At 59.5% G+C, this 18,459-nt stretch carries 15 protein-coding genes and 1 pseudogene; 8 read left to right on the top strand and 8 right to left on the bottom strand.

The annotated features are described in order from the left end of the window. Window positions 1-100: 100 nt before the first annotated feature. From ACSQ3G_RS27905 to ACSQ3G_RS27880, 6 genes are all read right to left on the bottom strand, one after another. On the bottom strand, window positions 101-1,693 hold the full coding sequence (locus ACSQ3G_RS27905) for an ABC transporter permease (RefSeq protein WP_436112576.1): 1,593 nt from the start codon (window positions 1,691-1,693) through the stop codon (window positions 101-103). A 134-nt stretch (window positions 1,694-1,827) separates the two neighbouring features. Then, window positions 1,828-2,850 carry an extracellular solute-binding protein gene (locus tag ACSQ3G_RS27900; protein ID WP_436112575.1) on the bottom strand — a complete coding sequence of 341 codons (1,023 nt, stop codon included), beginning with the start codon at window positions 2,848-2,850 and terminating at the stop codon, window positions 1,828-1,830. 124 nt (window positions 2,851-2,974) lie between these two features. Further along, entirely contained in the window at window positions 2,975-4,030 is a 1,056-nt protein-coding gene (locus ACSQ3G_RS27895) for an ABC transporter ATP-binding protein (RefSeq protein WP_436113213.1), read from the bottom strand. A 406-nt stretch (window positions 4,031-4,436) separates the two neighbouring features. Then, window positions 4,437-5,948, bottom strand: coding sequence for an aldehyde dehydrogenase (adh, locus tag ACSQ3G_RS27890; RefSeq protein ID WP_436113212.1), 1,512 nt, complete (start codon window positions 5,946-5,948; stop codon window positions 4,437-4,439). 139 nt (window positions 5,949-6,087) lie between these two features. Next, window positions 6,088-7,023, bottom strand: a complete 936-nt coding sequence (locus ACSQ3G_RS27885) for a helix-turn-helix domain-containing protein (protein ID WP_498072577.1) — start codon at window positions 7,021-7,023, stop codon at window positions 6,088-6,090. Between the two features lie 122 nt (window positions 7,024-7,145). Then, window positions 7,146-8,060 carry a LysR family transcriptional regulator gene (locus ACSQ3G_RS27880; protein WP_436112573.1) on the bottom strand — a complete coding sequence of 305 codons (915 nt, stop codon included), beginning with the start codon at window positions 8,058-8,060 and terminating at the stop codon, window positions 7,146-7,148. Between the two features lie 105 nt (window positions 8,061-8,165). On the opposite strand from ACSQ3G_RS27880, the gene ACSQ3G_RS27875 reads away from it, so the two are divergent. Next, window positions 8,166-9,335 (top strand): L-talarate/galactarate dehydratase, encoded by a 1,170-nt coding sequence (locus ACSQ3G_RS27875; RefSeq protein WP_436112572.1) that lies wholly within the window; start codon window positions 8,166-8,168, stop codon window positions 9,333-9,335. A gap of 9 nt (window positions 9,336-9,344) precedes the next feature. Here the strand turns inward: ACSQ3G_RS27875 and ACSQ3G_RS27870 are convergent, their stop codons facing one another. Next, window positions 9,345-10,148, bottom strand: coding sequence for a substrate-binding domain-containing protein (locus ACSQ3G_RS27870; protein WP_436113211.1), 804 nt, complete (start codon window positions 10,146-10,148; stop codon window positions 9,345-9,347). Between the two features lie 48 nt (window positions 10,149-10,196). Continuing rightward, window positions 10,197-10,370: pseudogene (locus tag ACSQ3G_RS27865) on the bottom strand (LacI family DNA-binding transcriptional regulator); the annotation flags it as partial. A gap of 237 nt (window positions 10,371-10,607) precedes the next feature. On the opposite strand from ACSQ3G_RS27865, the gene ACSQ3G_RS27860 reads away from it, so the two are divergent. The 7 genes from ACSQ3G_RS27860 (at window position 10,608) to ACSQ3G_RS27830 (ending at window position 18,394) form a co-directional block, all read left to right on the top strand. Beyond that, on the top strand, window positions 10,608-11,588 hold the full coding sequence (locus ACSQ3G_RS27860) for a Bug family tripartite tricarboxylate transporter substrate binding protein (protein WP_436112571.1): 981 nt from the start codon (window positions 10,608-10,610) through the stop codon (window positions 11,586-11,588). Between the two features lie 20 nt (window positions 11,589-11,608). Continuing rightward, entirely contained in the window at window positions 11,609-12,127 is a 519-nt protein-coding gene (locus ACSQ3G_RS27855) for a tripartite tricarboxylate transporter TctB family protein (RefSeq protein ID WP_436112570.1), read from the top strand. A 39-nt stretch (window positions 12,128-12,166) separates the two neighbouring features. Further along, complete coding sequence (locus ACSQ3G_RS27850) at window positions 12,167-13,666, top strand: tripartite tricarboxylate transporter permease (RefSeq protein WP_172723918.1); 1,500 nt, start codon at window positions 12,167-12,169, stop codon at window positions 13,664-13,666. 633 nt (window positions 13,667-14,299) lie between these two features. Beyond that, on the top strand, window positions 14,300-15,304 hold the full coding sequence (locus tag ACSQ3G_RS27845; protein ID WP_436112569.1) for a LacI family DNA-binding transcriptional regulator: 1,005 nt from the start codon (window positions 14,300-14,302) through the stop codon (window positions 15,302-15,304). A 49-nt stretch (window positions 15,305-15,353) separates the two neighbouring features. Then, complete coding sequence (locus ACSQ3G_RS27840) at window positions 15,354-16,223, top strand: carbohydrate ABC transporter permease (RefSeq protein ID WP_105436870.1); 870 nt, start codon at window positions 15,354-15,356, stop codon at window positions 16,221-16,223. Beyond that, entirely contained in the window at window positions 16,216-17,046 is an 831-nt protein-coding gene (locus ACSQ3G_RS27835) for a carbohydrate ABC transporter permease (RefSeq protein WP_436112568.1), read from the top strand. Before ACSQ3G_RS27840 ends, ACSQ3G_RS27835 begins: the two co-directional genes overlap by 8 nt. Window positions 17,047-17,107: 61 nt before the next feature. Then, window positions 17,108-18,394, top strand: coding sequence for an ABC transporter substrate-binding protein (locus ACSQ3G_RS27830; protein ID WP_436112567.1), 1,287 nt, complete (start codon window positions 17,108-17,110; stop codon window positions 18,392-18,394). Window positions 18,395-18,459: the final 65 nt, after the last annotated feature.

The raw sequence follows: 18,459 nt of genomic DNA, 5'->3' as shown, positions 1-18,459 counted from the left end.
CTTTTCCAAACCACGAGGTTGCGCATCATCCATGCGCCCGGCGGATAGGCGTCGCCCCATGCCTAGTCAGTCTGACTGACCTCGGCTTGCCCGGGCAACGTCAACGATCCGAGCGACCGATGCGGGAGAGCAGGATGACCGGTAGCATGCCGATCAGAAGGATGGCCAAGGCGGCGACAGAAGCCTCCTCGTAGGTTCCTCTCGCGGCCTCGCCATACAGGTGGGTGGCAAATGTTTCGACGTTGAGCGGTCGCAGCAGGAGCGTGGCCGGGAGTTCCTTGACGCAGTCGACAAAGACCAGCAGGCCGGCTGCCGTTAATGCCGCTTTCGACAACGGCAGATGTATGTGGCGCAGGGTCCCGGTTGGAGACTGACCGAGCAAACGTGAGGCTTGGTCCAGTGACAGGGGAATACGTGCAAGCCCGGCGTCAATGCCTCCAGCCGAGATAGCCAGAAACCTCATCGTATATGCGTATATCAGCGCAGCGCCCGAACCGATGAACAACAGGCCGGTGGAGACTCCGAACCAATCGATGGCGGTCTGGTCAACCAACCGATCTGCCGTCGCCAGCACGATCAGAACGCCGATGGCAACCACCGTGCCGGGGGCCGCATATCCCATTGTCGCGAAACGATAGGACCAAGACGACACTGCGCCCGGGCGAAGGCGGTTTGCATAGGCGACGACGAGGCCAAATGCGATCGTGGTCGCGGTTGCGATGGCGGCTAGGGCAATCGTGTTTACCGCCTCGTTCAGCAGGTTCGAGGATATGCCGGCGAAACGGATGCGTTGCCATGCTGATGTCGACAGGTATAGGGCCGGTGCGGCAAAACCGATCAGGATCGGGGTTAGGCCGAGCATCAGCAAAAGCAGGCCTTTCGGCGACGAAACTCGAAGCGGCTCAAAACCACGATTGCGCTGCGTAGTTGCGGAATAGCGCTGCCTTCGCCTCGCCCACCGTTCGAACGACACGAGAGCGACGACCATAAGCAATAGCAACAGGGCGATCTGTGACGCGCCGGGCAGGTCTGTTCGCGTGATCCAGGTCGTATAGATCGAAACGGTCAGCGTGCGAACACCGAGAAATTCCGAGGCGCCGACATCATTCAGGGTTTCCATCAGCGCCAGGCTGACACCGACGGCGACCGCCGGCCTTGCAAGCGGCAGAGCGACGTTCCAGAAGATGGCGCGGCGGGAGATACCAAGCGTTCGTGCCGCGTCGATGAGATTGGCTGATTGTGTCAGGAACATCACGCGTGTGGGCATGTAGACGTATGGGTAGAGAACGAAACCCAGAAGAAGAATGCAGCCGGGCATCGAGCGCACGTCCGGCAAACGGAACTCGCGCGGGCTCGAATAACCAAGCAACCAGCGGATTGCGCTCTGTACGGGACCGATCGGGTGCAGAATGTCGAGATAGGCATAGGCGATGATGTAGGTCGGCACGGCGAGCGGCAGCAGTAGTGCCCATTCCAGCGTCCGCCGACCGGGAAAGGAATACGCTGTAACCAGCCATGCCATTGTTGTGCCGATGACAGCCGAAACGATGCCGACGCCCAGGAGAAGGATGATGGTATCGACCATGGAAATCGGCAGGATAGTGGTTGCCAGATGCTGCCAGAGGCCGGGAGAGCCCTGAATGGCCTGTAGGAAAAGGCCCACGACGGGGAGCGCCACAAGTGCTGCGACCATAACTGTGCAGATCAGCCAACGGTTGCCTGGACGCCGTTTGGGCCAAGCGATCGCGGCAATAGGGGAGGTCACGTTATTCACCAACTGGCCAGACGAAAGGCGCCCGCAAAGACAAGGGCGCCTTTCTGTCCATGTTAGTTGTCGAAGCCAACCTTATCGACCAGCGTGCTTGCTTGCTTGCGATGGCCGACGATCTCCGTCAACGACTTGGAGTCGATTTTCAATTGACCGAAGGATGCGATGATCGGATCGGTGGCCGCGCCGGCCTTGACCGGGTATTCGTAATTGGCTTCGGCGTAGATCTTCTGGGCTTCATCGGAGACGAGATATTCCAGGAGCTTGACTGCTTCGGCCTTGTTTGGCGCATTTTTGGCGACAGCTGCACCACTGATGTTGACCTGCGTGCCGCCATTCTTGAAGGTCGGAAGAATGACCTTGATGGCCTCACCCCACTTGACCTGATCCGGACCGCCCTTGCCCGATCGCATCAGGCCGACATAATAAGAGTTCGCGATTGCAATATCGCAGATACCGCCAAGGATGTCCTTGGCGCCGTCACGGTCGCCACCACCGGCCTTGCGGGCCAGGTTGGCCTTAACGCCCGTCAGCCACTTTTCTGCTTCAGCCGCGCCGTAGTGGGCGATGTAGTCGGCGAAGAGAGCCGTGTTGTAGGGGTGCTGGCCGGCGCGAATGCATACCTTGCCCTTCCATTTGGGGTCGGCAAGCTCTTCGTAGTTGAACGATTTCAGATCCAAGTCCTTCGCGGCATAGAGCACGCGTGCACGCATCGAAAGCGCGTACCAGTTGCCTTTGGGGTCGCGCAGCTGCGCGGGAATGGCAGCATTCAGCACCGCCGACTCGACGGGCTGGGTGACACCTTTCTCGACCAGGTCGACCAGGCTGCCGGCATCGACGGCCATCAGAATATCCGCGGGCGAGCTGGCGCCTTCGGTCGCAACGCGTTCCGCAAGGCCATCCTTCAGGAAAACGGTGTTGACCTTGGTGCCTGTGGATTTGGCGAATGCATCGAGAAGCGGCTGGATTAGCCCCGCCTCACGCGTCGTGTAGATGTTGATCTCGGCGGCAGTGGCCGCGCTTGCACTCAGGAAGAGCGAGGCGACGAGAAAGGTCGATGTTGCGATGGCATGCGTGTTCATAAGTCCCTCCGTGTTTTGCATGCTTGCAGCAGTTTATGACCGTTTTCGTCAAGTTTTAATATTCAACTTGCAGTCACAATCACGGTTTGTTGATCCGCATTTCCCGCCCAATACAATCTTCGATTTAATCGCCCGGAAATGCCAGCACTTGATCGTTGGCGATGGAGACTCGCACCAGGTCGACATCCGGCGGCAATCGTCTGGTCGATCTCACTCGCAATGGTGTTTCAAGGTGATCGACACGAACAAGGAACTGCTCGAATTCTCCATGAAAGCTTCGCCCTTCGATGCGGCCGGAAAAATCTCCGTCATCCTGCGAGATCGAAATCGCCTGAGGACGGATGTAAAGCGTCGACGGACTGCCTTCCGGGATAGCCAGAGCCTGTGAGAAGACGCCCATCGCTGTTGCAATCACGCCGCCCTTGTAGACGCCCGGCACCTTGTTGAAGTCACAGAAGAATTCTGCCGCATACGGGGTGAGGGGTCGATCGTGTAGATCGTAGCCTGAGCCCGCCTGAACGACTTCGCCAGCCTTCATCAGAACCACGCGGTCCCCGGCCGAAAGCGCCTCGTCGGGGTCATGAGTGACCATGATCACGGTGGTACCCAGCGTTTTCAGAAGCGACAGCGTGTTGTCGCGCACCGTGTCCCTCAGGCTCTGATCCAGATTGGAAAAAGGTTCGTCCATCAGCAGGATGTGGGGCCGGGGAGCGAGCGCCCTTGCCAGCGCTACGCGCTGTTGTTCGCCACCGGACAGCATATGTGGAAAACGGTCGATGAGATGCGTGATACCTATCCTGCCAATCACCTCCGAGCTCCTCCTGATCGCCTCTGCTCTGTTGTAGCGCTTGAGACCGAACAGGATATTCTGCTCCACGGTCAGATGCGGGAAGAGAGCATAATCCTGGAAAACGAAACCGATATTGCGCGCCTCTGGCTCCATGAAGGTCGATGGGCCTGAAATCTCCTTGCCAGCGAGAAGAATACGGCCGCCGTCCGGCGTGTCGACGCCGGCGATCAATCTGAGCAGTGTTGATTTGCCACATCCGGAGTGGCCGACGAGGCAGATAATTTCTCCCTTGCGGACCGATAACGAGATGCCACCGACGGCTGCCGTCGGTCCGAAACGTCGTGTCACGTCTCGAATCTCCAGCGCAAACTCGTCAGTTTCGGCAACCATTCTGATCTCCTCTCGATCGTAGGGCGATTGGGGCTGGTGCCTTGATACAGAACCCGGGTAGCGCTGCAAACCATCGGCCTGCCATTCTGATGACGGTTGCGGATCTAAAGCGTCAGCTTCAGACGATTTCCCTCGTCCGTTGCGTCGCTGGCCGACCTATTCCCGCTCGTTCGATTTGCTTGTCAAAACCAGAGCGCAACCCAGTAGTCGCATAGGTAGCCGTTCCCAACAGTCCCCTTGATCCGCCCGTGGACGGTAGCGGAACTGGAAGACAGCTTGTCGGCGTTGGCGATCGGCGTGACTCTCGAAGAGGCTCGATGTCTGGAAGACGGCACATGAGCGAAAAGAGCGGATGGAAACGTTGGGGGTGGGCCCGTAAAGATCCACCCCTTGGCAAATCCTTGGCTCAGAAGAACCCAAGTTTGTTTGGGTTGTAGCTGACCAGCATGTTCTTGGTCTGCTGATAGTGGTCGAGCATCATCTTGTGCGTCTCGCGCCCAAATCCCGACTGCTTGTATCCACCGAACGCGGCGTGGGCCGGGTAAGCGTGATAATTGTTGATCCAGACGCGGCCGGCCTGGATTGAGCGACCGAAGCGGTAGCAACGGTTGGCGTCGCGGCTCCACACGCCGGCCCCAAGGCCGTATATGGTGTCATTGGCGATCTGCAGCGCCTCCGCCTCATCCTTGAACGTCGTGACAGAAACCACTGGGCCGAAGATCTCTTCCTGGAAGACCCGCATCTTGTTGTGGCCCTTCAGGATCGTCGGCTGAACGTAGAAGCCGCTGGAAAGGTCCCCGTCAAGGCGCGCGGCATCCCCTCCGATCAATACTTCTGCTCCTTCATTCACGCCGATCGTCAGATAGGACAGGATCTTGTCCTGCTGTTCCTGGCTCGCCTGTGCCCCCACCATCGTCTGCATGTCGCGAGGGTCACCCTGTTTGATCGCGCGCACCCGCTCGATGCAGCGTGCGATGAACGCCTCGTAGATGTCCTCATGGACAAGCGCACGACTGGGGCAAGTGCAGACCTCGCCCTGGTTGAAGGCAAATAGGACGAACCCTTCGACGGCCTTGTCAAGGAACGCGTCATCCTCTGCCATCACATCGGAGAAGAAGATGTTCGGGGACTTGCCGCCCAATTCCAGGGTCACGGGGATCAGGTTTTCGGTTGCCGCCTGCATGATGATGCGCCCGGTCTCGGTGGAGCCGGTGAAGGCGATCTTTGCAATGCGGGGAGATCTGGCCAGTGGGCCTCCTACCTCGGGTCCCATCCCGTTGACGATGTTCAGGACGCCGGCCGGCAGGAGGTCGGCGATCAGTTCCATCAGCACCATGATCGCCGCTGGTGTCTGTTCGGCAGGCTTCAGTACGATGCAGTTGCCGGCGGCAAGTGCGGGGGCCAGCTTCCAGGCGGCCATCAGGATTGAAAAGTTCCACGGAATGATCTGGCCGACGACGCCCAGCGGCTCGTGATAGTGATAGGCGACCGTGTCGGCGTCGATTTCGGACATGGTGCCTTCCTGGGCACGCAACACGGAAGCGAAATAGCGGAAGTGGTCGACTGAAAGTGGGATGTCTGCCGCCGTGGTTTCGCGGATCGGCTTGCCGTTGTCCCACGTCTCAGCCTGCGCCAGAAGCTGGAGATTGTCTTCCAAGCAGTCGGCGATCTTCAAGAGGATGTTGGCGCGTTCGCTTGCCGAGGTCCGGCCCCAGGCCTCCTTGGCATCGTGGGCCGCATTCAGCGCCAGCTCAACATCGGCCACGTCCGATCGAGCAACTTCGCAGACCTTTGCGCCAGTGATCGGGGTGATGTTGTCGAAATATCGGCCGTGGACTGGGGGAACGAACTTGCCGCCAATGAAATTGTCATAGCGGTCCTTGAATGGCGAGACGTAGATGTTTGCCGGCTTGGTCATGATGTTCATGGAAATACTCCTCCGTGTGATCGGATCCTCCACCCGATCACATCTAGATGCGCCAGAAAGGTCAGCTGGTCAGCCTGGGGAGAGAGGGTCAGGGACCTAAAACGTCCCAAATCTGAGACAGGTGGGCGCGCTATTCGCCGATATGCAGCCGTCTCATGCGCCGGTAAAGGGTCGCTCGACCGATCCCCAACCGCCGAGCAGCCTCCGACACGTTGCCCTCGGTACGAGCAAGGGCACGCATCACGGCGGCTCGTTCCGCGGCATCGAACCCCAAGCACTCCTCTCCCCCGCCGAAGAGGTCGGACGCAGCGCGGGGTTTAAGAAAACCCGTGGGCTCCAATCTGAATACGCGACGTGCGCCCCGTGTTGCTCCGACGACAAGATCGTCGGCATCCACAGCCAAAAGCACCGACATCTCGCTGTCGTCCGTATGTGCCACCACGATGCGAGATTTTGGAAATGTTGCGCGGAAGTAATCGATCTCGATGGACCGCGCGGTCTGCGCCACCATCGCCGAGATGAGCCGATTGAATCCTTCCGTCTGGTCGACCCGGGCAGAAGACACATCGAGCGCGGCGATGATGCCGCCATCGGCACCGAAGACCGGAGCATCCATGCAACTCATTCCAGTATTGCGGGCGAAGAAGTGTTCATCGCGGTGGATCGTGACGCTTCTTTTCTCGGTCAGGCAGGTGCCTATTCCGTTGGTGCCTTCGCTGGCCTCGCTCCAGTCCGCGCCGGGCCACAGGCCCCATTCCTGGAAGGCTGTCAGATCGGAATCCTTGCAGCGCTGATCCAGGATCACACCGTCGCAATCGGTCAGAAGAACACCGCACCCTGAGGCACCCACCAGGCCAAAGAGATGATCAAGCCTTGCTGTTGCAACCCTCATGAAGCGATCCAGGCAAGCTCGTCGGTGGTCGAGTTCCGCCTCATCGACCCGATCGTTCGGTCGGCGCGCCGACGGATCCAGCCGGTGATGTTCCATTGATCGTCGCCAGGACGCTGCAAGCGGACTCCGCGCCGCGTCCGATGCGGACGCGATAACCTTTGCGACCCTGTTCACGTGATCGGTTTCGCCGCGGATGATACGTCCTCCCTGGCCGTAAGCTTACCACCTCCTCGGGCCGCGGCAACATGAATCCCACTGGCATGCCTGTAGTCGACGCGCCGGTTTCCGCCGGTCATTCAAAGGCGCCTTCCGGCGAGATCACCGTCACGGGCTGCCGTTTGCACTGCTACGTCGCGGATATCCTGCAGCAAGCGATTGCGATTGTCCGGTCTCCAGATGGCGTGGAGTTCGGCCATGCATTCTTCGCGGAGATCGATCGGGCGAAACACGACACTATCAAAGCAAGCGGTCCGGGTCTCGCCCGGCACGATTGCCAAACCTATGCCAGCGCTCACCAGGGACAGAATGGCCTGTGAATGCGTCATCTGCTGCACAATGCGCGGGGTGATCCGGGCTTCGGCCAATAGCCTGGCCAGCTTTTCATGCAAATATCGCGCCTGGGCGGAAAACATGATGAAGGGCTCGCCATCGAGCATGTTCAGTGCGGGACGGCGATTGGCGGCCAGGGGATGAGCCCGAGGTATCGCAAGCATCATGGGTTCGCGCGCCACGCAGACGCTTTCGAGATAATGCGAACCTATCAACGGGCGCGACAGGCCCAGATCGATACGGCCGGTGTTGATTGACTGGAGTTGTTCCGCCGTCTCCATCTGCACCAATTCCAGCTCGACCTGAGGAGCGGTGGTGCGTGCGGCACTGATGAACTTTGGCAAAAAACTATAGGTTGCTGCTCCCACAAATGCGATGCTCACCGATCCCGCGCTGCCGCGTGCCGCTCGCCGCGCCGCTGTTGTGGCCGCATTGCCCTGCTCGATCAACTTTTGGGCTTCCACCAGGAATACCATGCCGGCAGGGGTTAGAACGACCCGCCGGCTGGTCCTTTCCAGCAGCGTGACGTCCAGTTCCTGCTCCAAGAGCTTGATCTGCCGACTGAGGGGGGGCTGCGTGATATTCAAGCGCCGGGCGGCACGGCTGAAATTCAACTCTGACGCCAGCACGACAAACGACCTGACCTGCGTCATATCCAGCATCTATCCAACTCCGGTATAGATTCTCTACAATAATCAATCTGGACTTAAATGGGTGAGATCGGTAACGGTCAAGGCCAGACGCGAAACCTTATGGGCGTGAGACGAATGGATACGCACTCGACAACGGGCTCAACCCAACAAATCGGCGGTGCAGACAGCATTGCCTGGATCAGGCTTTCCTCGATCTTCCTGCCGCTGAAAACGCCGATCAGCGATGCAAAGGTGCTGACCGGCCGGCAGAAGCCGCTGACCGAGGTCGCATTCCTGTTCGCAGAGATAGAGACCCGGCAGGGGCATAGCGGCATCGGGTTCAGTTATTCCAAGCGGGCAGGCGGCCCCGGCCAGTACGAGCATGCAAAGGAGATCGCCGAGGTTTTAATCGGTGAAGATCCGAACGATATCGGCAAGCTCTGGAACAAACTCTGCTGGGCCGGAGCCTCCGTCGGTCGTAGCGGTCTTGCCATCCAGGCGATCGCTGCTTTCGACGTGGCGTTGTGGGATCTCAAAGCCAAGCGCGCGGGTCTGCCGCTCGCAAAGCTGCTGGGCGCACACCGTGATTCCGTCAGATGCTACAACACCTCCGGCGGATTCCTTTCTTCTCCGATCGAAGAGGTTCTCGAAAACGTCGAGCAGTCGATCGCGGCCGGCATCGGCGGCATCAAGATCAAGGTCGGTCAGCCGGACATGAATATCGACCTGAAGCGCGTGGCGGCAGTTCACGACCGCATCGGTGGCCGGGCAGCCATGATGGTCGACGCAAACCAGCAATGGGACCGGCCGAGCGCCATGCGTTTCGGCCGCCTGATGGAGCCTTATAACCTTACCTGGATCGAGGAGCCGCTCGACGCATATGATGTCGAAGGGCATGCGGCGCTTGCGGCGCAGTTGGACACGCCGATCGCGACCGGCGAAATGCTGGCAAGCGTTCTTGAGCATGCATCTCTTATCCAGAACAATTCCGTTGATTTCATCCAGCCGGACGCGCCGCGGGTAGGCGGCATTACCCAATTCCTGAAGATCTGTGCGCTGGCGGAAGCGAAAAAGCTGCAACTGGCGCCGCATTTTGCCATGGAAATCCATTTGCACTTGGCGGCAGCTTACGAACTTGAATCTTGGGTCGAACATTTCGACTGGCTCGATCCGCTGTTCAACGAACGGCTGGAGATCAAGGACGGCCGCATGGCGGTGCCGACCCGTCCGGGATTGGGAATCACGCTTTCCGAGCAGTCGCATCATTGGACAAGGGGAACGGCGGAGTTCGGCAAGCGACCTTAAGATCGCATGTCAGGCAGTTCCCCGCGCGACGATGTGGAAATCGATATTGATCATGGCGCCCACATCCTCGCTGCCGGCAATTTTTTTCAAGATCGATTGCGCCGCCTTGGTGCCGATGTCGCGGCGATCGATGCGGACGGTCGTTAGCGGAGGATGCGTGTGCGGAGCAAAATCGAAATCGCCAAAGCCGATGATCGCCAGGTCCTCGGGGATTCTGCAGCCTTGGAAATGGGCTTCGGCCAGAGCCCCGTGGGCTACCACATCCGACGAGCAGAAGACGCCGAGCGTGCCGTGTCCCCGGTCCAAAAGCTGCGCCATCGCGGCCCGTCCGTCGCTAAACGTCGATGGCGAGTTCATATCGAGCGCCGGCAATTCCACCTCCGCAATTCCCGCCAGACGATTGACGAAGCCGTCGCGGCGTTGGACTGCGCGCGGGTCATTCGCGCCGATCTGGGCATAGCGGTCATATCCCTTGGCCAAAAGATGCTCGGCGACCAGGGCGCCCACGGCCAGGTGCGAGAAACCGACGGCGGTATCGAGCGGCGACGGCGTCGAGTCCCAGATCTCGACGATCGGCAATCCTGCCCCGGTCAGCATCGCGCGCGTCTCTTTCAGATGGGAGATTCCAGTCAGGATAATGCCGTCGGGACGGCGAGCGAGGATTGCGCGGGTCAGTTCGAGCTCTCGTTGGGCATCGTAGCCGGACAATCCAAGCAAGAGCTGGTAGCCGGCGGAAACAAGCTCGGCGTTGAGACCCTCTATGGTCTCTGCGAAGATCGTGCTGGCGACCGACGGCACGATCGCAGCGATCAACCTCGTTCTTCGTGACGCGAGTCCCCCGGCCAGGAGATTGGGCACGTATCCGGTCCTCGCGATGACGCGGCCGATTGCTTCCAGCGTTTGCGGCTTGACCAGATTTGGCGTGTTGATGGCTCGTGAGACGGTGACAGGAGATACGTCGGCAAGCCTTGCGACGTCGGCAAGCGTCACCGGCCCATTCGTCGGATTTCTTCTGTTTTTGTCGTGACCTGTCATATTCGCCATCCCTGCTAAATGAGTTACGCTTTCATTGGACTCACAGGCAAGTGCCTAAACTGCATAATCTTCAAGGAAGCCAGCTAATACACTGAATTAAAGCGGTATAAATTTTGCCACTCATGCTTGCGGAGCAGGATTTTGAGGCTACAATGAAAGCGCTTCCATTGCTCTCCGGGAGGTGTGGAGAGAGTGGGTTTATGAGGCTGGCTGGAGGCCAGGCAAGGAGGAAGTTCTATGCACTTCAAACGTTTCACGACGTTTGCGGCCGTTGTGGCTGCAATATGCGCGACAGGCATGCAGTCGAGCCGCGCCGATGACTATCCATCCAGGACCGTGACGGTGGTCGTGCCGTTCGCCGCGGGGGGAAATACCGATACATTCGGCCGCCTCGTGGCCGAACAATTGGACAAGCGGCTGGGGCAGCGATTTATCGTCGAGAACAAGCCCGGTGCGGGCGGCAATGTGGGTCTTGGCGATCTCGCGCGGTCGAAGCCGGATGGCTATACGATCGGCATGGGCACGGTAAGTTCAAACGCCATCAACCAGACGCTTTACAAGACCTTGCCCTACGACAAGGAGAAGGGTTTTGCGCCGATCTCGCTCATCGCGACCTTGCCGAACGTTCTGGTGGTCAATCCGGACAAGATCAAGGCGACCTCCGTCGAGGAGCTTATCGAGCTTCTCAAGAAGGAGCCAGGCAAGCACACCTATGCTTCGTCGGGCGTCGGCACGTCGATACATCTAGCCGGCGAGCTTTTGGCCACCAAGGCAGGCATCAAGATGACCCACATTCCCTACAAGGGAAGCAGCCAGGCCATTCTCGATGTGGTAGCGGGCCATGTTGACATGATGTTCGACAATATTCCGACGGCAGCACAGCAGGTGAAGGCCGGCAAGGTACGCGCACTCGCGGTGACCAGTCTCGATAAAGCGGCTCTTCTGCCGGAAGTGCCGACAATGGCGAGCATCATTCCCGGGTTCGAAGCAACGTCGTGGCACGGCATCTTTGCGCCTCCCGGCACGCCGCCGGAAATCGTCGAGAAGCTCAGCAAAGAGGTTCAGGCTATTCTTGCGGAGCCGGCCATGAAGGCGAAACTGGAAGGTATGGGTGCGACCCCGGTCGGCAACACGTCGACCGAGTTCAAGGCCTTCATCGCCACGGAAACGGCAAAGTGGGCCGAGGTGATCAAGGCCGCCAACGTTCCGCCTCAATGAGTACGCGCCGGTCGGAGCTGATGCCCGACCGGCTCATCTTTCCACGCGAGTGTCATGCCATGTTGAAGATAAGAAATGGCCGCGACTTCGTCGGCGGCGTGACGATGATCTTTGCGGGTCTGCTATTTATCTGGTTCGGTCGCAACCTGGAGGTCGGAAACTCTTTCCAGATGGGGCCGGGCTATTTTCCCACGGCACTGAGCCTTGTTCTGATGGCGATCGGCACGCTCATCATCCTTCAGTCCCTGGTGGTCGAGGCTGAGAGAGTGGAGCCCCAGAGGCCGAATTGGAAGGCTTATTTTCTGGTCATCCTCGCGCCAGTGGGATTCGGTGTGCTGCTCTCCGGACTGGGGCTGGCGCCGACAATCTTTCTCCTGATCGTCGGCGTCGCGACTGCTAGCCGATACGCCAACTGGCGCCATTCCATCCTCCTCGGCCTGTTCCTGGCGGTCTGCTCGGTCTTGCTGTTCACGCGGCTTTTGTCGCTCCCCATCAGCGCGTTCGGACCGTGGGTCCCTTTTCTCGGCGACCTTTCATAACCCTCCCAGCGAGGCCGACGAAACCGGATTGGATTGCTTATGGATATCTTCTCGAACCTCTGGCTCGGCGCCTCGACCGCATTCTTGCCGATGAACCTGCTCTACGGCTTCGTCGGGTGCCTGCTCGGGACAGCGATCGGCGTGTTGCCGGGGCTCGGGCCAACGGCGACGATTGCCATGCTCCTGCCGATCACGTTCGGACTGCCGCCGGAATCAGCGCTCATCATGCTTGCGGGCATCTTCTACGGTGCGCAATACGGCGGTTCGACAACGGCCATTCTCATCAATCTTCCGGGCGAGAGCTCGTCCGTCGTGACCGCGATAGACGGCTATCAGATGGCGCGAAACGGGCGTGCCGGCGCTGCGCTGGCAACGGCTGCACTTGGCTCCTTCTTCGCCGGAACGGTGGCGACAATCCTGCTCGCGATGGCAGCTCCCCCTCTGGCTGCGGTTGCACTGAATTTCGGGCCTGCCGAGTATTTTTCGCTGATGGTCCTGGGGCTGGTTGCCTCTGTAGCGCTCGCCAGCGGGTCGTTGCTCAAGGCGATGGCTATGATCGTTTTTGGGCTGATGCTTGGCACCGTCGGCACCGATGTCGAGAGCGGTACCCCACGTTATGTCTTCGACATCCCCGAGCTTTATGACGGGCTCAACTTCGTCGCGGTCAGCATGGGCATATTCGGGATCTGCGAGATCCTTCGCAATCTCGAAAGCGAGCAGGAACGTTCGGTTGGCGTCAAGCGCGTGACCGGCCTGATGCTGACGATGAGCGATTTTAAGCGCATTATCGCTCCGGTTCTGCGCGGCACGGCGCTCGGATCCTTTCTTGGTGTTCTGCCCGGAGGCGGCGCGATGCTCGCATCCTTCGCGTCCTATGCGATGGAAAAGCGAATATCCCCGAACCGGGCCGAGTTCGGCAAGGGGGCGATCGAGGGTGTTGCGGCACCCGAATCCGCCAACAATGCTGGGGCGCAGACTTCGTTCATTCCGATGCTGACGCTCGGAATTCCCGGCAACCCAGTCATGGCCCTGATGGTAGGGGCCATGATCCTGCAGGGCATCACGCCCGGCCCTAACGTTATCTCGGACGAGCCGGCATTGTTCTGGGGCATGATCGTTTCGATGTGGTCGGGCAATCTCATGCTTGTCATCCTCAACCTGCCGCTTATCGGGCTATGGGTACGGATGCTGACGGTGCCTTACCATCTGCTGTTTCCCGCGATTATCGGCTTCTGCTGCATCGGCGCCTACAGCATCAATAACAGCGTCTTCGACGTGTTCGTCATGGCAGGTTTCAGCGTCATTGGATTTGCGCTCAGCAAGATGCGATTCGAGCCGGCGCCGCTGCTCCTCGGCTTCATTCTGGGGCCGATGCTGGAGGAGAACCTGCGGCGTGCCATGCTCATCAGCCAAGGAGATCCGTCGATCTTCTTGCGCAGCCCGCTCAGCCTTTCGCTGTTGATCTTCGCCGTCGTTGTCCTTGCGCTGGTGCTGTCGCCGAGCATCAGCCGTAAACGGGAAGAGGCTTTCACGGAATAGCGCCGAGCGTGATCAGGAAAGTTGCCGATCGGCACAAGGAAGCCGTTATGGCGGTCAGGGAGACTTCCGGATGATGTCCAGCGGTCGCACCGACATCTGCCGTATCCAATTGCAAATGGATGTGCGCGAGAAGCCTGGCACCACCGAGGCAGAGATTTAGCGCACTGCTCCAGCAGGTCGAGGCACATCGTCAGCCACCGCGAAAAGGCAATGCTTTCCCGGTCGATTTATCGAGGCTGCCGGAGCGAAAATACTATCGTCGCGATGACGATTGAATGCTTCGAAAGGACGATGTCAGCAATTCAGCAAGATCATTTTCCTATCTCGTCGCTCCGGTGAGCGGTTCTGCTCCCATCAAGAGCAGGAACGAACCTGCTAGGCCGGCCTAACGAACCGAGCGCGCAATGACAGAGCCCGGTCATTTCGGCTTCAGTGAGCGATGGCCCGGATCATGCCCTCCCTCAGCAAGTTCGGCTACTCAATCACTCAGATGCAGCTTCCGAAACCAGAAACCGCCGAAAGGATAAGAACATCGTCAGCACCGCAACGATGCTTGGCGCTTGACAACGGGAATTGGCGTGGATAAACGTTTAACACGAGAGTAAAACGTTTAACTGAGGTTCGCCCACCTTAATGCCCAAGGCTACGATCAAAAATGTTGCCGAACGCGCGGGAGTGTCCATTGCGACGGTCTCCAACGTGTTTACAGGCCGCAAACTGGTCACGCCGGAACTGACCCTGAAGGTCATCGAAGCGGCGAAAGCCTTGTCTTATCAGGTGGACCGTGCTGCATCCCAGCTGAAATCGGGCAGGACGCAAGTCATCGGAATGCTCATACCCAACTTCAACGATACATTCTTTACGTCCCTCGTCTCGCGCATCGAGCAGCTTGCCGCTCAGGCGGCCTATCAGGTGATCGTGGTTTCATCCCAGGATGACCCGGGCATCGAAGCGGCGCGGCTTGATGCGCTGATGGGATGGAGGCCTTCGGGGATCATCGCGGTTCCTGCGACCAATGCGGTGCCTGAACTTCTTCGCCGCGAGGCCGAGAGCATGCCAATCATCCTCGTCGACCGCGTGGGGCAGGACGGCCTGGCAATCGATACCGTTACTGTCGACAATCATGCCGCCGGATGGGCCGCTGCCGAACATCTGGCCAGCTGCGGCCATCGGTCGATTGCGATTGCCGCTTCGATCACCGAGTTTCGTCCCATTCGCGATCGTATCCGCGGAGTGGCCGACAGTTGCGCAGCGCATGGCCTGGACGAACCTCGGGTGATCGAGGTCGGCATCAATCATGAATCGGGTGCCGAGATCCTGTGCCGGTGGCTCGATGCCAATCCGCACCCGACCGCCATCATCGCCACGACGAACGTGACAACCTTGGCGGCCTTGTCGGCGCTGGCGCGGCGGCGCCTGGAAATACCCGATGCGATCTCTCTCATCGGCTTCGACGATTACACCTGGATGACGGCGCGCAAGGTGCCGCTCACCGCGGTGCGTCAGCCGCTAGAAGCGATCGCCGACCGGTCCTGGGAACGGTTGATAAGCAGAATTCAGGGAGCAGCGGTGGAGCCGGAGAACGTCGTTCTGGCCGCCACGCTGCAATTGCGGGATTCGGTCGCCCGATTGGGCTGACCGGCCAAGACCAGAGCCGCGCGTCGGGAGCGTGCGGCGGGAGGAATGAATGAGAAGTTCTACGCTGTGGCGCGCCATGCCGTTGCTGGCTCCAGTCCAATTGCTGCTGCTCGGCGTGATCGTCATCCCGTCGATCTACGTGATCTGGCTGAGCTTTCAGTCGTCGACCTTCGGGCAGAGCGCCACCTTCGTCGGCTGGGACAACTATGTCCGTGTCTTGACCGATCCCGGATTCCACAGCGCTCTCTGGAACACGGTCATCATTGTCGTCGTGGCTGTCCACCTCGAACTGGTCGTCGCACTCGGCATGGCCTTGCTGTTCAATTCCGGGCTCTGGTTTCGCCGCCTGCTGCTGGTGGCTGTGCTTGCGCCCTACGCGGTGTCCGAAGTGGTGGGCGTTGCCATGTGGCGCTTTCTGTTCGATCCCGATGTCGGACCGTTGACCACCTTTCTCCAGGCGCTCGGCATACCGCCACTGGAATGGTCGTACGAACCGTTGCACGCCATGATCATGATCGCCGTCCTGACCATCTGGATGCATCTGCCTTTCACCTTCATCATTCTCTATGCGGCTCGGCTGGCCCTACCGTCCGACCTCTACGAGGCGGCCCGCATCGATGGGGCGACCCGTCTTCAGTGCTTTTGGCGGGTGACAGTTCCGCTGATGGCTCCGGCGATCCTGGTGGCGCTGCTCTTCCGCTACATCTTCGCGTTCCGCCTGTTTTCCGAAGTCTGGCTGCTGACCGGCGGCGGACCTGCGCGGACGACCGAGGTGGTCGCGGTCTATCTCTATCAGGAAGCCTTCAGCTTCAACGCCTTCGGTCCGGCTTCCGCGACGGCCTGGATCATGGTGATCGTCTCGCTGCTGCTGGCTTCCGGATATATCTTCCTTCTTCGTCGGCAGGTGCGTCATGCTTGAGCGTGTTCTCATCAAATCGTGCAAGACGCTGGCGGTCATTCTTATGCTCGTCTGGTCGCTGTTCCCGATCGTTTTCATCATGACGTCGTCGTTCAAGCCCGGCCGCGAAATCTTCGCCGCTCCTCCGCAATGGCTCTTCCAGCCGACGTTCGAGCATTATGTGAAGCTTTGGGATCGATGGGGCGCGTTCTTCGTCGGGCTCCTGAACTCGACCATCGTCACCATCGGCGCGGCGACGCTGGCCGTCATCGCCTCGACCTGTGCAGGTTATGTCTATTCGCGGCATTCCAACCGGTTTCTCGACGCGTCGCTCGTCGGCCTCATTGCCGTGCGCCTCATTCCGCCGATCGTCGTGACCCTGCCGCTCTTCCCGATCATCAACAATCTTGGGCTGGCCGACACCCATTTCGTCCTGTCCGTCCTCTATGCAACGTTCTTCGTGTCGCTCGGCACCGTGTTGATGCGCACCTTCATCGACCAGATCCCGCGCGAGCTGGACGAGGCCGCCGCCATAGATGGCGGCACGACGCTGATCATTCTCAAGCGTGTCATCGTGCCGCTGGCCGCTCCCGGGATCATCGCGGTGGCCGTGTTCGTCGTCGTGTTCGCCTGGAACGAATTTCTCTTCGCCTTCATCTTCACCAGTACCAAAGCCAAGACCGCGCCGCTGGTGATCTCGGAGATGATCGGCTCCATCGAAGGCGTCGATTGGGGCGTATTGTTTGCCGCATCCACCATACAGCTCCTGCCGGTCCTGCTCTTCGTCATGGTCATGAACCGCTACCTCGTAGCGGGACTGACGGCGGGGGCGACCAAGGGATGAATAGAAACCCTTCGGGGAGGAGCCCGGAGGAAATGAAACCGCAATATCAAGGGAGGAATACATGTCCAAATTCAACGCATCACGGCTGAGCCGCCGTCAATTTCTCGGAACTGCAGCCGGCGGCATGGCGCTTGCGGCGGCGGGACCGGTTCTCGCGCAATCCAAGACGACCCTGCAGGTCTTGAGCCACAAGGTCCACCAGACCTCGCTCGGCGAAGGCGAGAAGGATCTGCTGGCCGCCTGGAAGAAGGAAAACAACATCGACGTCGCATTCACGACGCTCGATTCCAATCCGCTCATGGACCGGCTATTTCGCGAAGCAAGCCTCGCGCAGACCGATTTTTCCGTCGGCTTCATGGTCGATAACCGCCCGACGAAGCAGAACGCGACGCTTTTTGAATCCCTGCGCGAGTGGCAGGCGAAGGATCCGATCGAGGCGTTCGATGACATCGCGCCGGGGTTGGTGAAAGGCATGACGGTCGATGGCAAGCTGATCGGCATTCCGGTCCGTACCGCGACACAGGGCCTGTTTTACAACGAGGAACTGCTGGCTGATGCCGGAATCAAGACGCCTCCGACGACGCTTGAAGAACTCGTCGAGCAGACCCTCATCATTTCGAAAGCCGGCAAGGCGACCGGTATGATCCTTGCTTCCGACCTGGCGGTCTTCCCCGTCATGTTCGCGCGCGCCTTCGGCGGTGACTTCATCAGTCAGGACCTCAAACTGTTGCCCGATCCAACAGCGATGGAGCAGGCTCTGACGGTTCTGGCCGGGATGTTCGAAAAGGGAGCACTGCCGCGCAGCTATGCGACCAACAAGAATGAGGAATTGCTGACCTGGATGCAGCAGGGACGTGCGGCGTTCAGCGTACTGCCGTTCGCACGATCTGCACAGCTCAACAGCGCCGAAACCTCGAAATACCCTGGCAAGATCAAGGCGATCGCGTTTCCCATCGCACAGGCCCTCAAGGGCAAGCAGGAAATTGCAAGCGTCGTCGAGGCATGGGCCATGACGATCCCGGCCAATGCCAGGGACAAGGCGGCTGCCTGGAAGTTCATCAAGGAGGTTTCCTCCAAGAAGAATACGCTTGGCATGGCTGTGAATGGCAACGGCCCGGCGCGAGTTTCGACCTTCCTTGAACCGGAACTTACCGCCAAGAGCTCGGTCGCATCTGTCGAGGCCAAGGTTCTGGCGAATGCGCGTGGCGCCTTCCCGCCCTTTGCCGAGGCCGCCCGTGCCCAGCAGCTTTTCGTCGAGGAAGTGCAGCTTGCCGTACTCGGACGCAAGACCCCAAAGGATGCCGTCGCTGCCATCCTCACTCGCGTCCAGCCCTTGCTGCCCGCCTGATCAACATCATGGGGCGGCGATCCATCTTAATGGCCGCCCCATCCATCACCGCCTTGTCCCTTTAC

Origin of the sequence: Neorhizobium tomejilense (assembly GCF_964254135.1) — a bacterium.
GTDB lineage: Bacteria > Pseudomonadota > Alphaproteobacteria > Rhizobiales > Rhizobiaceae > Neorhizobium > Neorhizobium tomejilense.
This window is presented reverse-complemented; position numbering and strand designations above follow the sequence as displayed.

Bases quoted from the DNA above. Each gene is read 5' to 3' on its own strand.
- ACSQ3G_RS27835 (WP_436112568.1), top strand. From the start codon at position 16,216: ATGCTTGAGCGTGTTCTCATCAAATCGTGCAAGACGCTGGCGGTCATT.
- ACSQ3G_RS27900 (WP_436112575.1), bottom strand. From the start codon at position 2,850: ATGAACACGCATGCCATCGCAACATCGACCTTTCTCGTCGCCTCGCTC.
- ACSQ3G_RS27855 (WP_436112570.1), top strand. From the start codon at position 11,609: ATGCCCGACCGGCTCATCTTTCCACGCGAGTGTCATGCCATGTTGAAG.
- adh (WP_436113212.1), bottom strand. From the start codon at position 5,948: ATGACCAAGCCGGCAAACATCTACGTCTCGCCATTCAAGGACCGCTAT.
- ACSQ3G_RS27895 (WP_436113213.1), bottom strand. From the start codon at position 4,030: ATGGTTGCCGAAACTGACGAGTTTGCGCTGGAGATTCGAGACGTGACA.
- ACSQ3G_RS27830 (WP_436112567.1), top strand. From the start codon at position 17,108: ATGTCCAAATTCAACGCATCACGGCTGAGCCGCCGTCAATTTCTCGGA.
- ACSQ3G_RS27875 (WP_436112572.1), top strand. From the start codon at position 8,166: ATGGATACGCACTCGACAACGGGCTCAACCCAACAAATCGGCGGTGCA.
- ACSQ3G_RS27845 (WP_436112569.1), top strand. From the start codon at position 14,300: ATGCCCAAGGCTACGATCAAAAATGTTGCCGAACGCGCGGGAGTGTCC.
- ACSQ3G_RS27860 (WP_436112571.1), top strand. From the start codon at position 10,608: ATGCACTTCAAACGTTTCACGACGTTTGCGGCCGTTGTGGCTGCAATA.
- ACSQ3G_RS27880 (WP_436112573.1), bottom strand. From the start codon at position 8,060: ATGCTGGATATGACGCAGGTCAGGTCGTTTGTCGTGCTGGCGTCAGAG.
- ACSQ3G_RS27905 (WP_436112576.1), bottom strand. From the start codon at position 1,693: ATGGTCGCAGCACTTGTGGCGCTCCCCGTCGTGGGCCTTTTCCTACAG.
- ACSQ3G_RS27840 (WP_105436870.1), top strand. From the start codon at position 15,354: ATGAGAAGTTCTACGCTGTGGCGCGCCATGCCGTTGCTGGCTCCAGTC.
- ACSQ3G_RS27850 (WP_172723918.1), top strand. From the start codon at position 12,167: ATGGATATCTTCTCGAACCTCTGGCTCGGCGCCTCGACCGCATTCTTG.